Below are 18,982 nucleotides of genomic sequence, written 5' to 3'. Positions count from 1 at the left end.
GCTTACCCCTCAGGCGCGCTTGGGCGCATTGGCGCCCAGCGAGGCATGGTCGAGCCGGAACACCGCGCCGCGCGGATGCAATTCATAGCCTTGCACCCAGTCGCGCCGGGCGGCGAGCAGATCGAAGAAAGTCGGAATGATCGAGGGGACCTCGGTGTTCATCAGCGCCTGCGCCTGCCCATAGAGCGCGCGGCGCTTGGCCTCGTCGACCGTTGCGCGCGCCTCGTTCACCAGCTTGTCGAAGGCGGCGTTGTTCCAGCGCGTCTCGTTCCAGGCGGCGTTGGAGGTGTAGAGCAGCGAAAAGATGGCATCGGCCGTCGGCTGCATGTTGTAGAAGCCGACATAGAACGAGCCCTTCTTCCAGACCTGATCGAGATAGGTCGCGTGCGGCATCGTCTCGACATTGATGCGGAAGCCGGCGGGCTTGGCCATCTCGCGCAGCGCCACCGCCATCTGGGTGCGCAGCGAGGGACGGTCGGAGGCGATCAGCGTCGCCTCGAGGCCGTTGGGATAACCGGCCTCGGCCAGTAGCGCCTTGGCCTTGGCGATATCGGGCTTCTTCAGCGCCTGCTCGGAATAGAAGCGATAGGCGACGTTGAGCGGGCTGTCGTTGCCCGGCGTGCCGTAACCCTCGGTGACGAAATCGACCATCGCGGCGCGGTCCACCGTCAGGGCCAGTGCCTGGCGCACGCGCACGTCGTTGAAGGGCTTGGTGTCGCAGCCGAAATTGACGTTGCAGAACTGGCCCGAGGCCACGCGCAGCCCCTTGACGCCGGCAGCCTTCTCCAGCCGCCCGTACTCGGTCGGCTGGGCAGTCGAGATCAGGTCGGTGTCGCCCGCGATCAAAGCCGAGCTTTCGGCGCTGATATCGGGGTAGACCACGACATCGACACGATCGAGATAAGGCCGCGCCTTGTCATAATAGGCGTCGTTGCGGGCGACCACGATGAGCCGCTCCGGTTCGAAGGAGACCAGCTTGAACGGGCCGGTGCCGACAGCTTCGCGGTCGAGACGGCCAAGCCCAGCCTTGATCACCGCCGCAGGCACGATCTTGGCGGTCGTGGTTGCAAGCGCGACGGGTAGGTCCGCGAAGGGAGCCGAAAGCGTGAAGACGACCGTATCGGTATCCTTCGCTGCGACCTTAACGATGGGGCCGACATTCTGGCGCGCCGGCGAGGCGGTCTTGGCGTCGAGGATCGCCTCGAAGGTCGCGACCACGTCGGCGGCCGTGAAGGCGCTGCCGTCATGGAAGGTCACGCCCTTGCGCAGGACAAAGGTCCATTCTAGCAGGTCGGCGGAGTTGCTCCAGGATTCGGCCAGGTCCGGCTCGACGCTCATATCGACCTTGAGGCGAGTCAGCGCGGAATAGAGCAGTTCCGAGACCAGATATTCCGGGTTCACCCGTGTCACGAGCGGGTTCAGCTTGGCCACGGCCTGGTCGACGCTGACGCGCAGCGTGCCGCCCCGGCGGGGAGCCTGGGCCTGCGCCACGGCATCGAAGCCGGTCATGGCAAAACCGCTGAGCGCAGCGGAGGCGGCGAGGAAATGGCGACGATTGACGCTCGGCATGGGGCGCTCCTTCAGCTTTGGGACGAGGTGGTTTCGGGGATCAATTCAGGCGCGAAATCGGCGGCGAGATAGGCAAGGACGCTGCGCGCCAGGGCGACCACATCGGTTGTCGTGGTGTGTTCGCCCGGCGCATGGATGTTGCGGTTCGGCCGGCCAAGCCCGCCGAGCAGCACTTCCTGCATGCCGGTTGCGCGCTGGACCCAGCCGAAATCGGAGCAGCTCGCAGCGCCCCATTTACGGAACTCTTCAGGCGCGTAGCCGAAGCCCTGCCCCATCGCGCGCTGCCAGCGCGGCCAATGCGGCCCGGTCGGATCGGAGGTCGGCGCGAGATGACCGACCAGGGCGGTTTCGACCGACAGGCCCGGAACGGAGGCGATGCTGCGGCAGACAGTGTCCTCGATCTCGGCCAGGGCCGCCTCGAAGGATTCCTCGGGCGCATAACGGCGGTTGAGCGTCAATTCGAGCAGCGCCGGCACCTGTCCGCCGGCCGTGCCGCCATTGATCGTCGCGATGTTGAGCTGTGCCGCAAGCGCCGGCTTGCCGGGCGGTGGTGGGAGCGCCGAGATGCGCGTCGCCACGCGCGCCTTCAACACCGCCAGCGCATTGAGCAATGGCAGTGCGCCTTCGACCGCATTGAGGCCGAAGCCGGAGCGATTGCCTTCGCCGGCATGGACGGCCTGGCCGCGCACCCGGACCAGCAGGTTGAAAAGACCAAAGCAGCCGGCCCAGATGCGGGCATCCGCGCTGCCATTGAAATTCAGGACATGGCCCTCGAGGCGTCCCTGTTCGGCGAGATAGCGAATGCCGGGATAAAGCCCGCCCTCCTCGTCGGTGCAAAGCAGCAGCATCGGATCATAGGCGAGAGCGACATTGCAGGCTTCCGCCGCGCGCAACGCCAGCAGCACGGCTGCGATGCAGCCCTTCATGTCGGCGGCGCCAAGCCCGATCAGCGTGTCGCCGTCGCGCCTCATGCGCAGCGGATCGCCCTGCCAGCCGGGCGCGGCCGGCACGGTGTCGACATGGAAATACAGACCGCAGATAGCCTTGCCGCTGCGCCGCGTCGCGATGAGATTGGTCCGGCGGCCGAATGCCGGGCGGCCCGGCACCTGCCAAAGCGCCTCGGGCACCACGACGCGCTCATGCGCGAAGCCAAGCGGCGCGACCAGCCCCTCCATCAGATCGGCGAAGGCGTCATAGCCCCGCCCCGGCGGAAAGGAGGTGTCGACTGCGATCATCGCGCCAAGATCGTCGGCAGCGCTTTCAACCGCGTCGGAGATCCACGCCATGGCCGGCGCCAAGGCGGAAACATCCTGTCTCAGGGCGGAAGCGGAGGTCATTGCGATCAGCGCGCCGAGACGGTGCTTGTCGCGCGCAACCGCGATCTGCGATGGAGATGTCGAGCGGGCCGAACTGGCGTCGCCATTTGCAAGAACCTCACATTCATATAAACTATATAGAAATAGGAACGAGCGCATGCCTGCTGTCAATGCCAAAAAAACGACGGCCGCTGCCTCAGAACCCGCCACGCAGCGGGCAAACGCCCAGCCCACGCTTCCCAACCTGGCCAATAGCGATGCGGCCCCGCTTTACGAGAAGGTGAAGCGCCATATGTCGGAGGCCATCCTGGTCGGCGAATGGCAGCCGGGCATGGTGCTCCCCAACGAAACCGCGCTTGCCCAGGGTTTCGGCATCGCAGTCGGCACGGTGCGCCGGGCGATGAGCGATCTCGTCGCGGAAGGCCTGCTCTCGCGCCGGCGCAAGACCGGCACGGTGGTGACCGGCCGCAGCCCGCATCACAGCTTGCGCTTCTTCTTTCAGTATTTCCGGCTACACCGCGCCGATGGCAGCCTGACGCGCTCGACCAGCCAGATGCTCAGCGTGGAGCATGCGCAGGCGACACCCGAGCAGGCCGCGCTGCTGCAAATCAAACCCGATGCCGAGGTGGTGAAGCTGCACCGCATCCGCCATGCCGACGGTAAGCCGGTAATGCATGACCGTTTGATCCTCGCAGCGGAGCGCGTGCCCGGCCTGCCGCGCGATCCCGCCGCCCTGCCCCAGCTGCTCTATCTACATCTGCTGGAGCGCTACGGCGTCCGCATCTCGGCCGTGCGCGAGCAGATCGCGGCCGATCTCGCCAATGACGAGGACATCGCCCTGCTCGATCTCACCGGGCGCGAGGCCGTGCTGACGATCGAGGAAGTGGCCTATGACCAGGCCGGCGTGCCGACCATCCTGGGCCAGCACCGCGCCACCACCCGCGCCCATATCTACGTCAACGAGGTGCGTTAGAGCGCACTGCTTCACACGGAACCATGCCGTCATCCCGAACGACCAAAGGTCGACCCGGGATCCATCGCCGAGTGCGGCGGCCTCCGATAGATCCCAGCCCTCCGCGGAGTTTATCCTTGGGCCGATCGAAGATCGGACCCGAGGGCTCCGGCCGGGATGACGGCGTGGTTCCTGCAGACTCCACCCAGCACTAGGCGACGACCGTCGGCTCCGTCCGGCCCGTACGTTCCGCCAGTTCCGTGATCGCCGCGGCAGCCTTCGCGAGGGGCTCCAGCACCGCCGCGGGATCGAGCCCGTGCCGTGCCGGATCCGGCTCGAAGCGTTCCAGATAGATCCTGAGCGTCGCGCCCTTGGTGCCCGTCCCCGAGAGCCGGAAGACGATGCGGGCGTCGTTGTCGAACAGGATGCGCAGGCCCTGGCGCTCGGTCACGGAGCCATCGACCGGGTCGGTATAGCTGAACTCGTCAGCAGCAGTGACGGTCATGCCGGCAAAGCTCTGGCCCGGCAGGGTCGCAAGCCTGCTCCTGAGCGCCGCGACGAGGTCATTGGCGATCTTGCTGTCGATCTCCTCATAGTCATGGCGCTGGTAGTAGTCGCGGCCATAGCGGCGCCAGTGATCGGCGACGATCTCGGTCACCGATTCCTTGCGCGCCGCCACGATGGAGAGCCAGAGCAGGACGGCCCAGACGCCGTCCTTCTCGCGGATATGGTTCGAGCCCGTCCCCGCGCTTTCCTCGCCGCAGAGCGAGATCATCCCCGCATCGAGCAGCGAGCCGAAGAACTTCCAGCCCGTCGGCGTCTCATAGAGCGGCAGGTTGAGCCCCTTCGCGACGCGGTCGAGCGCACGGCTCGTCGGCATCGAGCGGGCTACCCCCTTGAGGCCGGCGGCATAGCCCGGCGCGAGATGAGCGTTGGCGGCAAGGATCGCGACGCTGTCGCTTGGCGCCACGACCTGGCCGCCGGGCCCGACAATCAGGTTGCGGTCGCCGTCGCCATCGGAGGCCGCGCCGAAATCGAGCTTCTCCACCCCGGCCATCGCCGTGATCAATTCGGCCGCATAGACCGGGTTCGGGTCCGGGTGAAGCCCGCCGAAATCGGGTAGCGGCACCGCATTCATGACGCTGCCCGCCGGTGCGCCCAGGCGCTCCTCGAAGATGCGCCGGCCATAGGGGCCAGTGATCGCGTTCATGGCGTCGAAGCGCATCCGGAAGCCCGAACGCAACAGGGCACCGAGCCTGTCGAAATCGAACAGGGTCTGCATCAAGGCGACATAATCGGTGACCGGATCGATCACCTCGACGACCTGGCCCGAACCAAGCGTGGTCGTCCCGATCGTTCCCAGCGCGAGCTCGAGACCGTCGGCAATCTGGTATGTCGTGATCTCACGCGTGCGGGCGAAGATCGCCGTGGTCACCGCAGGCGCTGCCGGCCCGCCATTATCGGCATTGAACTTGATGCCGAAATCGCCGTCCGGCCCGCCTGGATTATGGCTCGCCGACAGCACGATGCCGCCTTGGGCGCCGCGCTTGCGAATGATCGCCGAGACGGCGGGCGTGGACAAAAGCCCGCTTTGGCCCACGACGATGCGCGCGACACCATTGGCGAGCGCCATGGCGACGATGACGCGGACGGCCTCGGCATTATGGAAGCGGCCGTCACCGCCCAGGATCAGCGTGCCGCCGCGCAATTCCGGAACGGCGTCGAAGATCGATTGAACGAAGTTCTCGAGATAATGCGGTTGCTGGAAAACCGGGACCGCCTTGCGCAGGCCCGACGTACCGGGCTCCTGATCGGGAAAGGGGCTCGTCTCAATGCGGAGAACCCGCAACGCGTTCGACATGCTGACTCCGGATAGGCGAGAACGACCTGGGGCAAGGACGACCTAGGGCAAGAACGATCGGGCTGACTAGCACGAAGCTCATGCTGCTGGCAGCCCAGGCTGGTCGAACGCTAGAGACGGAACAAGGCAAGAATCCGCCGCTTGGTGCCTAAATTTCCGAGCGTGGGCGGCAGGCCCCACAAAACTGATATGGTCTTCGCCTGTTTCTTGCCGGCGCGTAAACCAACACTATGATTACCAAGAATTTAATGTTACCGTTGAAATTCGGTACATCGAAAGCCTTCTCATGATCTGGCTGGCCCTGATCTATGGAATTGGCGGTGCGTGGTTCGGCCTGAACTCGATCGTGGAGTTGCCGAAGCGCCGCATCATTTGGAGCGATGCGATCACGATCGCATTCGTCAGCGCGGGATGGCCGCTCATCCTCGCTTCGCTTGGCGCGTTTTCTCTTTTCCATGGGGCGCCCAAGCAAATTCGCGCCATGTCTCACAGCATCAGCGTCACCAGCCAGCGCAACCGCCAATTCTAAGCTTGCCGTAGAACGCCTGCACCGCAGGCAGCGGTAGCATCTTCCCGCCCACAGTTCTTGCCATTGGCAGATGTTTAAAGACGCAGGTCCTGCCGCGCGCAGCCCGCGAAGCGGGAATCGGCATGTCCACGCCACCATTACGAAGCGAGAAGGGCACTGAACATCGCGCTCAACGCAAGGGGACCGCGCCTGATCCGACAGGCGCGATCGCCCGGCCATTATAGCCTGTTGGGCACAGCGGTCGGCGTCAGTTGCAGACCATGACCCGACGCGTCACGACATAGCCCCAAGCGTCGTAATAGCGCCGCCATACGGGGTAGCAGCCGCCATTGTAGTAGTTGTTGTAGTAGGGCGCTCCCAAGGCGAGCGCGAAGGCCGGACCGCCCCAGAAGAAGCGGCCGCGGTGGAAATGCCGGCCGTAGGAGAACGCCGGCCGGCCAGCAAAGCCGCGATGCGCAAATCCGCCACCGCGGAAGGCCATGCCTCCACCGTGGAAGCCGCCACGATGGAAGCCACCGCCATGGGGACGCGCCTCGGCGGGGGCAGACCATGCGATGACGCCAGCGGACATCACTGCCGCAGCGAGAACCGCAGTAGTCGTCTTGCTGATGCTGCAGATCTTGTTGACGCCGAATGTCGAGATCATGACGATTCTCCCGTCACAATGAACCTCGCCCCAGGCTGAAATCTCGGCCTTCCCGCATGAACATACAATGAACATTAACCACGGGTCCGCCCGCCGGATTCGTCGCGGCGATCACATCCCGGTGACTGCTCGCTCCAGCTCACGCTTGCGCAAATGCCGCCGCTCTCCGGCAATCGACTCGCCACCCCAGAGCAGGCCGCGCACTGCCCGGTCACACACCCGGCAGACGATAATCCTTGAACTGCTCGCGCAGCGCCGTCTTCTGGATCTTGCCCGTCGCGGTGTGGGGGATCGCCTCGACCAGCACGACGTCGTCGGGCAGCCACCATTTCGCGATCTTGCCGGTCATGAAGGCGAGCATCTCGTCCTTGCCGGGCGTCCGGCCCGGCTTGGGCACGATCACCAGCAGCGGCCGCTCGTCCCATTTCGGGTGGGTGACGCCGATGACCGCGGCTTCGAGCACATCGGGATGGCCGACCGCGAGGTTTTCGAGATCGATCGAGGAGATCCACTCACCGCCTGACTTGATCACGTCCTTGGAGCGGTCGGTGATCTGCATATAGCCGGCGGAATCGATGGTGCCGACATCGCCCGTGTCGAAAAAGCCCTGCTCGTCGAGGATCGGCTCGTCCTCACGGCGAAAATAGGCGCCAGCCACGGCGGGCCCGCGCACCTTGAGCCGGCCGAAGGTCGCGCCGTCCCAGGGCAGGTCCTTGCCCGCATCGTCGGTGATACGGAACTCGACGGTGAAGGGCGGATGGCCCTGCTTGACCTTGAGGTCGTAGAGCGCCTCGCCTTCGAGATGCTGATAGATCGGCTTGACCGAGCAGAACGAGCCGATCGGGCTCATCTCGGTCATGCCCCAGGCATGGGCGACGGTGACGCCGTATTTGCGCTCGAAGGCCTCGGTCATCGCGCGCGGACAGGCCGAACCGCCGATGACGACGCGCTTCAGCGTGGAGAGGCCCGCTCCTGTCGCCTCCAGATGCTGGAGCAGCCCGAGCCAGACCGTCGGCACCGCCGCCGTGCAGGTCACGCCTTCCGTTTCCAGCAGCTCCAGCAGCGAAGCTCCGTCGAGCTTGGCTCCCGGCATGACCAGCTTGGCCCCGGTCATCGGCGCGGAATAGGCCAGCGACCAGCTATTGGCGTGGAACAACGGCACCACGGGCAGCACCGTGTCGCGCGAGGACAGGCCGAGATAGTCCGGCGTCGCGCAGGCGAGCGCATGCAGCACGTTGGAGCGATGCGAATAGAGCACCCCCTTGGGGCCGCCCGTGGTGCCCGAGGTGTAGCAGAGCCCGGCCGCCGTGTTCTCGTCGAGCTTCGCCCAGGCGAAATCGTCATCGGCCTCGGCCAGCCAATCCTCATAGGCGACCGCACCCCTGAGCGACGTCTCAGGCATATGGGCGGCATCGGTCAGGATGACGAAACGCTCAACGCTTGGGATCTTCGCCTGCAACTGCTCGACCAGGGCCACGAAGGTCAGGTCGAGGAACAGCATCCTGTCGGCGGCATGGTCGACAATCCATGCGATCTGCTCCGGGAACAGGCGCGGATTGACCGTATGCGTGATCGCTCCCATGCCGCTGATGCCGTACCAGAGCTCGAGATGGCGGTCCGTGTTCCAGGCCAGCGTCGCGACCCTGTCGCCCGGCGCCATGCCTTCGCGGCCGAGCCGCTTGGCCACCTGCAAGGCGCGCTGGCGCAATTGCGCATAGCTCGTGCGCCTTATGGAGCCATCCTCCACCGCCCGGCTGACGACCTCGCGCGTGCCATGCTGGATCGCGGCATGGTCGATGATCCGGTGCAGCAGCAGCGGCCAGTCCTGCATCAAGCCGAGCATCGGCGTCTCTCCCGAAATCTTGTTTGTTGTTGCGGGCAGAATAGGAGCAAGCCGCGCGGATATGAAAGCGGGGCTCGCGCCCGGAAGCGAGATGGTTTAGGTCGTATCAATTCCGCCCGGAGAGCCAGAAGCCCGTGTCCGCCTCCAACCTCGCCACGAGCTCCGAGCCCGCCGAGCCCGATCGCGTCTGGTTCCGCTTCATGCGGCTGCACCAGCGCATGCTCATGCAGATGACCGCGCGTATCCGGACGCTCGGGCTCTCGATCCCGCAATTCGATCTGCTCTCGACGCTGACCGAGCGCGAGGGCATCAGCCAGAGCGAACTCGCCGAGCGGCTCTACGTCACCAAGGGCAATGTCTCGGGCCTCGCCGACCGCCTCGTCCAGGCTGGCCTCGTCGAACGCCGGGCGATCGCGGGCGACCGGCGCTCCTATGCGATGCATCTGACCCCGGAAGGCCGCAGATTGGCCGAGGCCGGCATCGCCGCGCAGCGCGATTTCGTCGCCAACACGCTGGGCAAGCTACCGGGCGATGATCTCACGGAGCTCGACCGGCTGGTCAAGGCCTGGCGCGACCTGGCCCGCGCCGTCGACGCCAGCTGACGCCGCCAGGCGCGCAGGCATGAAGAAAGCTGCGAGATGAGCGCGACGATCGATCTCACAGCCTCCGCAATGAGCCTGAGAGAAGCGCTTCTCGCGCGCCGCTTCACCGCGAGCGACCTGCTCGAAGCCAGCCTCGCCCGCATCGACGCGTTCAATCCCGGTCTCAACGCCATCATCGCACAGGATCGCGACCTCGCCCGCGCCGCAGCGCGCGAATCCGACAGGCGCATCGCCGTCGGCGCGGCCCGCCCCCTGGAAGGGCTGCCGATCACGATCAAGGACGCCTTCGACGTCGCCGGCCTGCCCTCCTCCGGCGGCTTGCCGGCCTATCGCGAGCGCATCCCGGCGGAGGATGCGACCGCCGTCGCAAGGCTGCGCGCTGCCGGCGTCGTCATCATCGGCAAGAGCAATGTCCCGGTCTTCTCCGGCGATTTCCAGAGCTACAACCCGGCCCATGGCGTGACCAACAATCCCTGGGACGCGGCCCGTTCGCCCGGCGGCTCCTCGGGCGGTGCGGCGACAGCGGTCGCGACCGGCATGTGCGCCTTCGAGCTCGGCTCGGATCTCGGCGGCTCGATCCGCTGGCCGGCCCATGCCTGCGGCGTCTTCGGTCTCAAGACGAGCTGGGGGTTGGTCTCGACCTGGGGCGCTATTCCCCCGCCGCCCGAGCGGCGCACGCTGCGCAATCCCGACCTCCTTGTCGCCGGGCCGATCACGCGGGCGGCAGGCGATCTCGATATGATCCTGCCGGTGCTGGCCGGCCCACGCGACGCGACCACGCCCGGCCCCGTGCCGGCACCGCCCCGGCGCGAGACGGCACAGGGCCTGCGGGTGGCGCTCTGGGCCCAGGACCCCTTCGCCCCGGTCGATCGCGAAGTCTGCGACGCCGTGCGTGAGGCGGCGCGGCACTTGCAAGCCGCGGGCGCGACCATCGACGAGGCAGCCCGGCCCTCGCTGCGCTTCGCCGAGGCCTTCGAAGTCTATGCGCTGCTCAACCACGCCGTCGTCGCCTATGGCCTGCCGCCAAAGATACGCGCCCGCATCCAGGCGCAGGCCTCGGGCTTCAGCCCCAACGATCTCTCGCATCAATCCCTGCAGGCGCGCGGCGCGCGGATGACGCCGGGCCTCTATCAACAGCTCTCCCAGCGCAGGCTGGCGCTGAAGCGGCGCTGGGCCAGCTTCTTCACACGTTACGACGTGCTGCTCTGCCCGCCCGCGCCCGTGGCTGCGATCCCGCACGACCACGCGCCCGACATCCATGCCAGGCGATTGAGCGTGAACGGCGAGCCGCGCCCCTATCTCGATTTCCTGCTCTGGGCCTCGCTCGCCACAGGAGCGGACCTGCCTGCCTTGAGCGCGCCGGTGCGGCTCTCGAACGCGGGCTTGCCGCTCGGCGTGCAGGTCATCGCGGCGGCCGGCGAGGACCGCATGGCGATCGCCGTCGGCGCCATGCTGGAGCGCTCCGGCGCCGGCTATCGCGCCCCGCCCGGGACCCGCTCAATATCCTGACGCAGCCATGCCGCTCCGCGCCAGAGTCTGCGCAGGCCTGCGTGAAAATCGCTCAGCTTTTGCGCCGCACCCGGTCTATGCTCGCATAAGCAATCCATAAAGATCGGGAACCGCACGATGCTGTCCAACCTCGCCGTCCGCGATATCGAGACCCTCGTCCATCCCTATACGAACCTCGCGACGCATCGCGAGGTCGGCCCGCTCGTGCTCGAGAGCGGCAAGGGCGTCTATGTCTACGACACCGCCGGCAAGGAATATATCGAGGGCATGGCGGGGCTGTGGTGCACCTCGCTCGGCTACTCCAATCAGGAGCTGATCGAGACCGCCACCGAGCAGATGAAGAAGCTGCCCTTCACCCATATCTTCGGCGGCCGCAGCCATGATCCGGCGATCGAGCTGGCCGAGAAGCTGAAGGAAATCGCTCCGGTTCCGATCTCGAAGGTCTTCTATGGCGCGTCGGGCTCGGACGCCAACGACACCCAGGTGAAGATCGTCTGGTACATGAACAATGCGCTCGGCCGGCCGCAGAAGAAGAAGATCATCTCGCGGCTGAAGGGCTATCACGGCGTCACCGTCGCATCGGCCTCGCTGACCGGCCTGCCCAACAACCATATCGACTTCGATCTGCCGCTGCCGGGCATCATGCACACCTCCTGCCCGCATCACTACCGCTTCGCCGAACCCGGCGAGAGCGAGCAGGATTTCTCGTCGCGGCTTGCCGCCGAACTCGAGGACATGATCCTGCGCGAGGGGCCTGACACGGTCGCCGCCTTCATCGCCGAGCCGGTGATGGGCGCCGGCGGCGCGATCCTGCCGCCCGACGGCTATTTCGAGAAGATCAACGCGATCCTGGCGAAATACGACATCCTCTTCATCTCGGACGAGGTCATCACCGGCTTTGGCCGCACCGGCAACATGTTCGGCACCACGACCTATGGCATGAAGGCCGACACGATCTCGCTCGCCAAGCAGATCACCTCGGCTTATTTCCCGCTCAGCGCGGTGATGTTGAGCGAGCAGGTCTATGAGGTGCTCGTCGACCAGAGCCGCAAGATCGGCGTCTTCGGCCATGGCAACACCTATGCCGGCCATCCCGTCGGCTGCGCGATCGCGGTCAAGACGCTGGAGATCTACCAGCGCGAGAAGATCGTCGACCATGTCCGCAAGGTCTCCCCGACCTTCGTCAAGCGACTGGAGAAGCTCGGCGAGCATCCCCTCGTCGGCGAAGCGCGCGGCGTCGGCCTGATCGGCGGCGTGGAGCTGGTCAAGGACAAGCAGACCAAGGCCCCGTTCGAGGCCAAGAAGGGCGTCGGCGCCAAATCGGTGGTCTTCGCGCAGGAAGAAGGCCTGATCACCCGCGCCATGGGCGACCGCGTCGCCTTCTGCCCGCCGTTGATCATCACCGAGGCCGAGATCGAGGAGATGTTCGACCGCTATGAGCGCGCCCTGAACAAGACCCTCGACTGGGCCAAGGCCCAGGGCCTGCTGGCGGCCTGAGCCACCTCATTCATCATTGTGGCGGCCGGTTACGGCCGCATACAATTCGACACAGAGAGATCATGATCGCGCCGCGCCAGCGGCGGGATCCTTTGCCAATATGATGTCGACCGGTGGCCAGGAACCATCGGCCCGCTAGAGCACGATGCGAAAAAGTGGGAACCGGTTTTTCGCAATCGATCCTGCTCTAACTGTTTGATGAGAGACGGATTCAGATTTCAGATGGGATCACTTCGTGATGCCATCTGAAATCATCCGGCTCTGAAGTCGACGACATCTACGGCCATGATTTCACCCAATATCTCGTGCAACGAAACAAGTGAGCGCGGGCTTCCCCGTTACCTCCACTAGGGAAGTCGATGCTTTTCGTCTCCGTCCGATCGCCATTGTCGCAGTCGCCGATGGAACGAGATGCGCATCAGCCGCGTTGGATGATGACGCGAAGGATCAACCATCCCGGCTTGCCGGTGTCCTTCGCGATGGCTTCAACGACTGATCGTCGTAGATACTTCTTCGAGACCCTCGATGATTGACCGGCGCAGAGTTCTCCAAGCTCTCGCCGGTCTTTTTTTCGCCGGCCTCGGCACGACCGGCTATGCCGCGGCCTGGGAGCCCGAGCAGCTGCGCGTGACGCGCTATGGCCTGACACCGCGCGGCTGGCCCAGCGGGCGGCGCCTGCGCCTGGCCGTGATCTCCGACCTGCATATCGGCGGGTTGCACGTCCCGCTCGCGCGCGTCGCTGACATCGTGACGCGGACCAATGCCCTGAAACCGGACCTGACGCTCCTGCTCGGCGATTTCGTCGCGAGCCGCGCGCGCCGCGCCTCGGACCCGCCCATGCAGGCCTGGGCAGCAGAACTCGCGCGGCTTCAGGCCAAGGACGGCGTCTACGCCGTGCTGGGCAACCACGACTGGTGGCATGATGCGCCGACGCAAACCGCCCGCTCCGGCCCGACCCAGGTGGGCGCGGCGCTGGAGGCCAACGGCATCGCCGTGCTGCAAAATCGCGCCTTGAAGCTCGACACGGCGGCGGGCCCGCTCTGGCTCGCCGGCCTCGGCGACCAGATCGCCTTCCTGCCGCGCGTCCAGGGCCTGCCCCATGGCGTCGACGACCTCACCGGGACTCTGGCGCAGATCGGCAACGATGGCGCGCCGGTGATCATGATGGCGCATGAGCCCGACGCCTTCACGCGCATGCCGGACCGCGTCGCGCTGACCTTGTCGGGCCACACCCATGGCGGCCAGGTCAGGCTCTTCGGCTGGGCGCCGGTCGTGCCTTCGCGCTATGGTCAGCGCTACGCCTACGGCCATATCCGCGAGAGCGACGGGCGCGACCTGATCGTTTCCGGCGGAATCGGCACCAGCATCCTGCCGGTCAGGCTCGGCATGCCGCCGGAGATCGTCCTGGTGGAGCTGGGCTAGCGCGGAGCTGTGGCGCTTGGGTTTGCTGTTCGTGCTGGGAACCGCGCCGTCATCCTGGGCGACCGAAGGTCGTCCCGGGATCCATCGAAGGGCGTCCTTCTCGGGCTTGCGCCCCGAGAATCTCATGACCAGAACCCTCTGGTTTACGAGATGGTCGGGTCACGCCCGACCATGACGCGTTTCCGATCCCAGAGCTGCGTCCCTGGGCCGGCCGAAGGCCGGACCCGAGGGGCCTCGTCCAGAATGACGCAGCGGTCCCGAGTCAAAGCGGCGCGCCAGGCGCCGCCGCTCCCTCAGCGAACGATCACTTTCGTGCCGACCGGCACGCGGTTGAACAGATCGACCACGTCGATATTGCGCATGCGGATGCAGCCTGACGAGGCCGATCGGCCGATCGTCTCGGGCTCGTTGGTGCCGTGGATGCGGTAAAGCGTGTCGCGCCCGTTCTGGTAGAGATACAGCGCGCGCGCGCCCAGCGGGTTTTCCGGGCCGCCTTCCATGCCGCCGGCGAAAGGCTTCAGATGCGGCCAGCGCACCAGCATTTCGGATGGCGGTGTCCAGCGCGGCCACTCGGCCTTGCGCTGGATCACCGCTTCGCCGGTCCAGCCAAAGGCTTCGTCGCCGGTGGCGACCGCATAGCGGATCGCCTTCTTGTTCGGCTCGACATAATAGAGATACTTCTCGGTCGTATCGATCAGGATCGTGCCCGGCTCGAGCCCGGTCGGATCGGTGATCTCATAAGGAAGCTGCGTGACATAGTGCTCGAACTTCGGCACCAGCGCGATATATTCGGCGTCGCGTGCGGACAGGGCCGGCGCATTCACACTCTTGTACTGGCAAGCTCCCAGAAGGGTCGCCAGCGCCAGAGATACCATCACGGTCTGTTTCATGCATTCCATCCAAGCGGCCCTGCGGCGACTTTTATGATGAATCGAAGGTTAACGTTCTGTGACGCCAAACGCAGGCCGCGGCACGAAAAAACGAGCGAAGGACTAGGCTCCTAACATAGATGGCGCAATCTGGTTCCCGCCGTGGTTGCCGATTCCCACTCTTCCCGACGGACCGTTGCAAAGCGGCCACGCTGATCCCCGGTAACCCGCACTGCGAGGCGCCTTTTCCGTGACGACCCTCCTGATCACGCATCCCGCCAGCCTCCAGCATGAGACGCCGCCCGGCCATCCCGAACGCATCGAGCGCATTCGCGCCGTCGAGCAGGCGCTGGAGGATGAGCGCTTCGCGGGCTTGATTCGCGCGACTGCCCCGCTGGGCCTGCTGGAGCAGGTCACGCTTTGCCACCCACCCGCCTTCGCCCAGGCCGTGATCGGGGCCAGCCCCGAAACCGGCCTCGTCCAGATCGACGCCGACACGCTGATGTCGCCGGGAACGGTCGAGGCAGCACTACGCGGCGTCGGCGCCGCGACCTTCGCCGTCGACGAGGTCATGCGCGGCGCCGTCGTCAACGCCTTCTGCGCCATGCGCCCGCCCGGCCACCATGCCGAGAGCCAGAAGGCGATGGGCTTCTGCTTCTTCAACAGCGCCGCGATCGCCGCCCGCCACGCCCAGAAGGCCCATGGCGTCGAGCGCGTCGCCATCGTCGATTGGGACGTGCATCACGGCAACGGCACGCAGGAGATCTTCTGGGATGATCCGAGCGTGCTCTACGCCTCGAGCCATGAGATGCCGCTCTATCCCGGCACCGGCGCCCCCTCCGAGCGCGGCCAGCACGGCACCATCGTCAACGCCCCCTTGCGGGCCGGCGACGCCTCCGAGGAGTTCCGCGAAGCCTTCGAGGCAGCGCTGCTGCCGCGGATCGACGCCTTCGCGCCCGACCTCATCATCATCTCAGCCGGCTTCGACGCGCATTGGCGCGACCCGCTCGCCAACATCAATCTGAAGGAAGCCGACTTCGCCTGGGCGACGCAGAAGCTGATGGAGATCGCCGACCGCCGCGCCAAGGGGCGCGTCGTCTCGGTTCTGGAAGGCGGCTACGATCTCGAGGCGCTGTCGCGCTCGGCCGCCGCGCATGTCATGGCACTGATGCGGGGTTAGAGCGTTTTCGAGCGAAGTGGATACCGGTTCGCGTGAAGAAAATGCAATAAAACAAGGAGCTGGAGCAGGATGCGAAAAAGTGGGAACCGGTTTTTCGCATCGATCCTGCTCTAATTCTTTGATGAGAGCCGGAGACGCGCTCACTCCAGCGGCTGCGTGTCCGCGATCTCGATCCCGAAGCCGCTCAGCCCCACGAAGGAACGCGGTGAGGAGGCGAGGTTGACGATCGAGGCGACGCCGATGTCGCGCAGGATCTGCGCGCCCAGCCCGACCTCGCGCCATTGCTGCGTGCGCTGCGCGTCGGAGCCATCCTCGACACTCTTGATCGGCACGCCGGCCGAGCCGTCGCGCAGATAGATCAGCACGCCACGGCCATCCTGCGCGAAGCGCTTCAGCGCACACTGGATCGAGGGCGCGCCGCCGAGCACATCGGCGACGACATTGGCCCTGTGCAAGAGCGCCGGCACCTTCTCGCCATCGCCGATCTTGCCCATCACGAAGGCGAAATGCTGCGTATCCTCGAAGGGCGTGATGTAGACATGCCCCGTCATCTCGCCGAAGGCGGTCTTCACGGGAAAGCTGTGCACCCGCTCGACCAGCTTCTCGCGCGACTGGCGATAGGCGATCAGATCCGCGACCGTGATCTGCTGCAAGCCATGCTTCTGGGCGAAGGCCGTGATCTGCGGCCCCTTCATCACCGTGCCGTCGTCATTGGCGAGTTCGCAGATCACCCCGACCGGCGGCAGGCTGGCGAGCTTGCAGAGATCGACGGCGGCTTCGGTATGGCCCGAGCGCATCAGCACGCCGCCATCCTTGGCGATCAGCGGGAAGACATGGCCCGGCCGCACGAAGTCCGCCGCGCCCATATTGCCGTTGGCGAGCGCGCGCACCGTATTGCAGCGCTGCTCGGCCGAGATGCCGGTGGTCAGCCCATGCTTGACGTCGACCGTGACCGTGAAGGCGGTGCCGAGGGGGGCGTCGTTCGACGACACCATCGGGTCGAGCCGCAGGCGGCGCGCCTCGCTCGACGTCAGCGGCGCGCAAACGATGCCGCAGGTGTTGCGGATGATGAAGGCCATCTTCTCCGGCGTGCAGAGCGAGGCGGCAACGATGAGATCGCCCTCGTTCTCGCGGTCGTCGTCATCGGTGACGATGACGATGTCGCCGCGCGCGAAAGCCTCGATGGCCTGGGTGACATTGCTGGACATGGCAGCCTCCCGCGGCCCGACAAGGCCGAGAAAATCATTGGGGGTGACGGAACCGCCCGTGGCGGCGGCGATACGCTCGGCGCTTTCGCGCGAGATCCAGGCGCTCTGATCGTTGCAGAGCGCGGTGACACTCGCCGGCGACAGCCCGACCTGCCGCGCAAAGGCGCTGCGGCCGATTTTGTTCTGCTGGAGCCAGACGTCGAGTTTCATGAGCGCAAGCTAGTGCGCGGCAGCTTCAGTTGCAATGAAGCAGCAGAAGATTTTCAGTATTGCTGAAATGCATAGTCCTGGCGTCATGCTCGGGCTTGACCCGAGCATCTCTTGCCGGAACAGGCACCCTCCTCCGCCAGGGATTCTCGGGTCCGCTGCGCGGCCCGAGAATGACGGCCCCTACGGCTGAAACGGCCAGCGCGGCTCCACCACGCCGACCTGCGCGCGGTGGCGCAGATACTGGTCCGCCAGCACGCAGGCGACCATCGCCTCGCCGACCGGTACGGCACGGATGCCGACACAGGGGTCGTGGCGGCCCTTGGTGAACATCTCGGCCTCGCCGCCGGTGCGCGTCACGGTCGCCCGCGTCGCCAGGATCGAGGAGGTCGGCTTCACCGCAAAGCGGGCCACGATCGGCTGCCCGGTCGAAATGCCGCCGAGGACGCCGCCGGCATGGTTCGACAGGAACAGCGGGCGGCCGTCATTGCCGGCGCGCATCTCGTCGGCATTCTCCTCCCCCGACAGCTCGGCAGCAGCGAAACCGTCGCCGATCTCGACGCCCTTGACCGCGTTGATGCTCATCAAGGCGGCGGCGATCTCCGCATCGAGCTTGCCATAGATCGGCGCGCCCAGCCCCGCCGGCACACCCTCGGCGACGATCTCCAGCACCGCGCCGATCGAGGAACCGGATTTCCTGATACCGTCGAGATAGCTCTCGAACAGCTGGGCCGCCTTGGCGTCGGGGCAGAAGAACGGGTTGTTGCCGACCTCGTTCCAATCCCAGTTGTTGCGGTCGATCTTGTGCGGCCCCATCTGCACCAGCGCGCCGCGCACCACCATGCCCGGCACGACCTTGCGCGCGATCGCGCCGGCCGCGACCCGCATCGCCGTCTCGCGCGCCGAGGAGCGCCCGCCGCCGCGGTAGTCGCGAATGCCGTATTTCACGTCATAGGTGAAATCGGCATGGCCGGGCCGGTACTTGTCCTTGATGTCCGAATAGTCCTTCGAGCGCTGGTCGACATTGTCGATCATCAGCCCGATCGAGGTCCCGGTCGTGACCTGAACCGCATCGCTCTCCCGCGCGAAGACGCCCGAGACGATCCGCACCTGGTCCGGCTCCTGGCGCTGGGTGGTGAAGCGTGACTGGCCGGGCCGGCGGCGATCGAGCTCGACCTGGATATCGGCCTCGGTCAGCGGCAGCAGCGGCGGGCAGCCATCGACGACGCAGCCGATCGCCGGCCCATGGCTCTCGCCGAAGGTCGTGACGCGGAAAAGATGGCCGAAGGTGTTATGTGACATGGGTAGCCTGACGCGGAGCAACGTGGGGACTTAGTGAAGCCACCGCCGAACGTCAAACATAGCCCCGGGACGTCGGATCACCGAACCTGAATCGTCACCGTATCCGTCTGGTTGCCACGGCCCCCGGCATCATTGGTGATGTAGTCATAGGTCACCGAGAGGCTGTCCTGACCGACGAAGCCGCGGCGCGGCGTATAGCTGACCACCGTGCGGTCGATCACCTTCCCGGCACAGGGGTGAGACGGAGCAGTGATGACGCCCTTGATCTGCCCGATGGCGGCGGTGCCATTGCTCGGCGGCTGGTCCAGCTTCGCGCGCGGCGGCTCCCAGCTCGTGCAGGCATGAAGCTGGAACATGGCGAGCTGGCTGACGATCGCGCTCCCACCGGCCGGAACCGTGACGCTATGGGCGTTGCAGCCCGCCAGCAGCACAGCGACCGCCGCTGCCAGGACAACCGATTTTCCCATGAA

The 18,982-nt window shown here is 65.9% G+C and carries 16 protein-coding genes; 7 read left to right on the top strand and 9 right to left on the bottom strand.

The window, feature by feature from the left end; all coding sequences use genetic code 11:
* Positions 1-9: 9 nt before the first annotated feature.
* Entirely contained in the window at positions 10-1,569 is a 1,560-nt protein-coding gene (locus J2Y55_RS03815) for an ABC transporter substrate-binding protein (protein WP_310147744.1), read from the bottom strand.
* 11 nt (positions 1,570-1,580) lie between these two features.
* On the bottom strand, positions 1,581-2,855 hold the full coding sequence (locus J2Y55_RS03810) for a M20 family metallopeptidase (protein WP_310147742.1): 1,275 nt from the start codon (positions 2,853-2,855) through the stop codon (positions 1,581-1,583).
* A 187-nt stretch (positions 2,856-3,042) separates the two neighbouring features.
* Here J2Y55_RS03810 and J2Y55_RS03805 point away from each other — a divergent pair, with 187 nt between their 5' ends.
* Positions 3,043-3,858, top strand: coding sequence for a GntR family transcriptional regulator (locus tag J2Y55_RS03805; RefSeq protein ID WP_310147740.1), 816 nt, complete (start codon positions 3,043-3,045; stop codon positions 3,856-3,858).
* Positions 3,859-4,048: 190 nt separating this feature from the next.
* On the opposite strand, the gene J2Y55_RS03800 is transcribed toward J2Y55_RS03805, so the two are convergent.
* Complete coding sequence (locus J2Y55_RS03800) at positions 4,049-5,686, bottom strand: alpha-D-glucose phosphate-specific phosphoglucomutase (protein WP_310148694.1); 1,638 nt, start codon at positions 5,684-5,686, stop codon at positions 4,049-4,051.
* Between the two features lie 298 nt (positions 5,687-5,984).
* Between J2Y55_RS03800 and J2Y55_RS03795 the strand changes: the two genes are divergently transcribed.
* Positions 5,985-6,227: a hypothetical protein gene (locus J2Y55_RS03795; RefSeq protein ID WP_310147738.1), complete on the top strand. Its 243-nt coding sequence runs from the start codon at positions 5,985-5,987 to the stop codon at positions 6,225-6,227.
* Positions 6,228-6,474: 247 nt separating this feature from the next.
* Here J2Y55_RS03795 and J2Y55_RS03790 read toward each other — a convergent pair whose 3' ends face one another.
* Together J2Y55_RS03790 and J2Y55_RS03785 are read right to left on the bottom strand one after the other, a co-directional pair.
* The gene (locus tag J2Y55_RS03790) at positions 6,475-6,873 is read right to left on the bottom strand and encodes a hypothetical protein (RefSeq protein WP_310147735.1); all 399 of its coding nucleotides are present in this window, start codon (positions 6,871-6,873) and stop codon (positions 6,475-6,477) included.
* Positions 6,874-7,084: 211 nt separating this feature from the next.
* On the bottom strand, positions 7,085-8,716 hold the full coding sequence (locus J2Y55_RS03785; RefSeq protein ID WP_310147733.1) for a long-chain-fatty-acid--CoA ligase: 1,632 nt from the start codon (positions 8,714-8,716) through the stop codon (positions 7,085-7,087).
* A gap of 200 nt (positions 8,717-8,916) precedes the next feature.
* Between J2Y55_RS03785 and J2Y55_RS03780 the strand changes: the two genes are divergently transcribed.
* The 4 genes from J2Y55_RS03780 (at position 8,917) to J2Y55_RS03765 (ending at position 13,746) form a co-directional block, all read left to right on the top strand.
* Positions 8,917-9,318: a MarR family winged helix-turn-helix transcriptional regulator gene (locus J2Y55_RS03780; RefSeq protein WP_310148691.1), complete on the top strand. Its 402-nt coding sequence runs from the start codon at positions 8,917-8,919 to the stop codon at positions 9,316-9,318.
* Between the two features lie 36 nt (positions 9,319-9,354).
* Positions 9,355-10,827: an amidase family protein gene (locus J2Y55_RS03775; protein ID WP_310147731.1), complete on the top strand. Its 1,473-nt coding sequence runs from the start codon at positions 9,355-9,357 to the stop codon at positions 10,825-10,827.
* A 117-nt stretch (positions 10,828-10,944) separates the two neighbouring features.
* Complete coding sequence (locus J2Y55_RS03770; protein ID WP_310147728.1) at positions 10,945-12,324, top strand: aspartate aminotransferase family protein; 1,380 nt, start codon at positions 10,945-10,947, stop codon at positions 12,322-12,324.
* 525 nt (positions 12,325-12,849) lie between these two features.
* On the top strand, positions 12,850-13,746 hold the full coding sequence (locus J2Y55_RS03765) for a metallophosphoesterase (RefSeq protein ID WP_310147726.1): 897 nt from the start codon (positions 12,850-12,852) through the stop codon (positions 13,744-13,746).
* A 293-nt stretch (positions 13,747-14,039) separates the two neighbouring features.
* On the opposite strand, the gene J2Y55_RS03760 is transcribed toward J2Y55_RS03765, so the two are convergent.
* Positions 14,040-14,636: a L,D-transpeptidase gene (locus J2Y55_RS03760; protein ID WP_310147724.1), complete on the bottom strand. Its 597-nt coding sequence runs from the start codon at positions 14,634-14,636 to the stop codon at positions 14,040-14,042.
* 229 nt (positions 14,637-14,865) lie between these two features.
* Between J2Y55_RS03760 and J2Y55_RS03755 the strand changes: the two genes are divergently transcribed.
* Positions 14,866-15,795 carry a histone deacetylase family protein gene (locus tag J2Y55_RS03755; RefSeq protein WP_310147722.1) on the top strand — a complete coding sequence of 310 codons (930 nt, stop codon included), beginning with the start codon at positions 14,866-14,868 and terminating at the stop codon, positions 15,793-15,795.
* A gap of 140 nt (positions 15,796-15,935) precedes the next feature.
* On the opposite strand, the gene ribB is transcribed toward J2Y55_RS03755, so the two are convergent.
* From ribB to J2Y55_RS03740, 3 genes are all read right to left on the bottom strand, one after another.
* Positions 15,936-17,213 (bottom strand): 3,4-dihydroxy-2-butanone-4-phosphate synthase, encoded by a 1,278-nt coding sequence (gene ribB / locus J2Y55_RS03750; RefSeq protein ID WP_310147720.1) that lies wholly within the window; start codon positions 17,211-17,213, stop codon positions 15,936-15,938.
* Between the two features lie 180 nt (positions 17,214-17,393).
* Positions 17,394-18,512, bottom strand: a complete 1,119-nt coding sequence (gene aroC, locus J2Y55_RS03745) for a chorismate synthase (RefSeq protein WP_310147718.1) — start codon at positions 18,510-18,512, stop codon at positions 17,394-17,396.
* A 77-nt stretch (positions 18,513-18,589) separates the two neighbouring features.
* Positions 18,590-18,979 (bottom strand): hypothetical protein, encoded by a 390-nt coding sequence (locus J2Y55_RS03740; protein WP_310147715.1) that lies wholly within the window; start codon positions 18,977-18,979, stop codon positions 18,590-18,592.
* Positions 18,980-18,982: the final 3 nt, after the last annotated feature.

The organism is Allobosea sp. BE125 (assembly GCF_031456075.1).
Classification (GTDB): Bacteria; Pseudomonadota; Alphaproteobacteria; order Rhizobiales; family Beijerinckiaceae; genus Allobosea.
The sequence above is the reverse complement of the archived record's forward strand: the minus strand, read 5'-3'. Positions and strand labels throughout refer to the sequence as shown.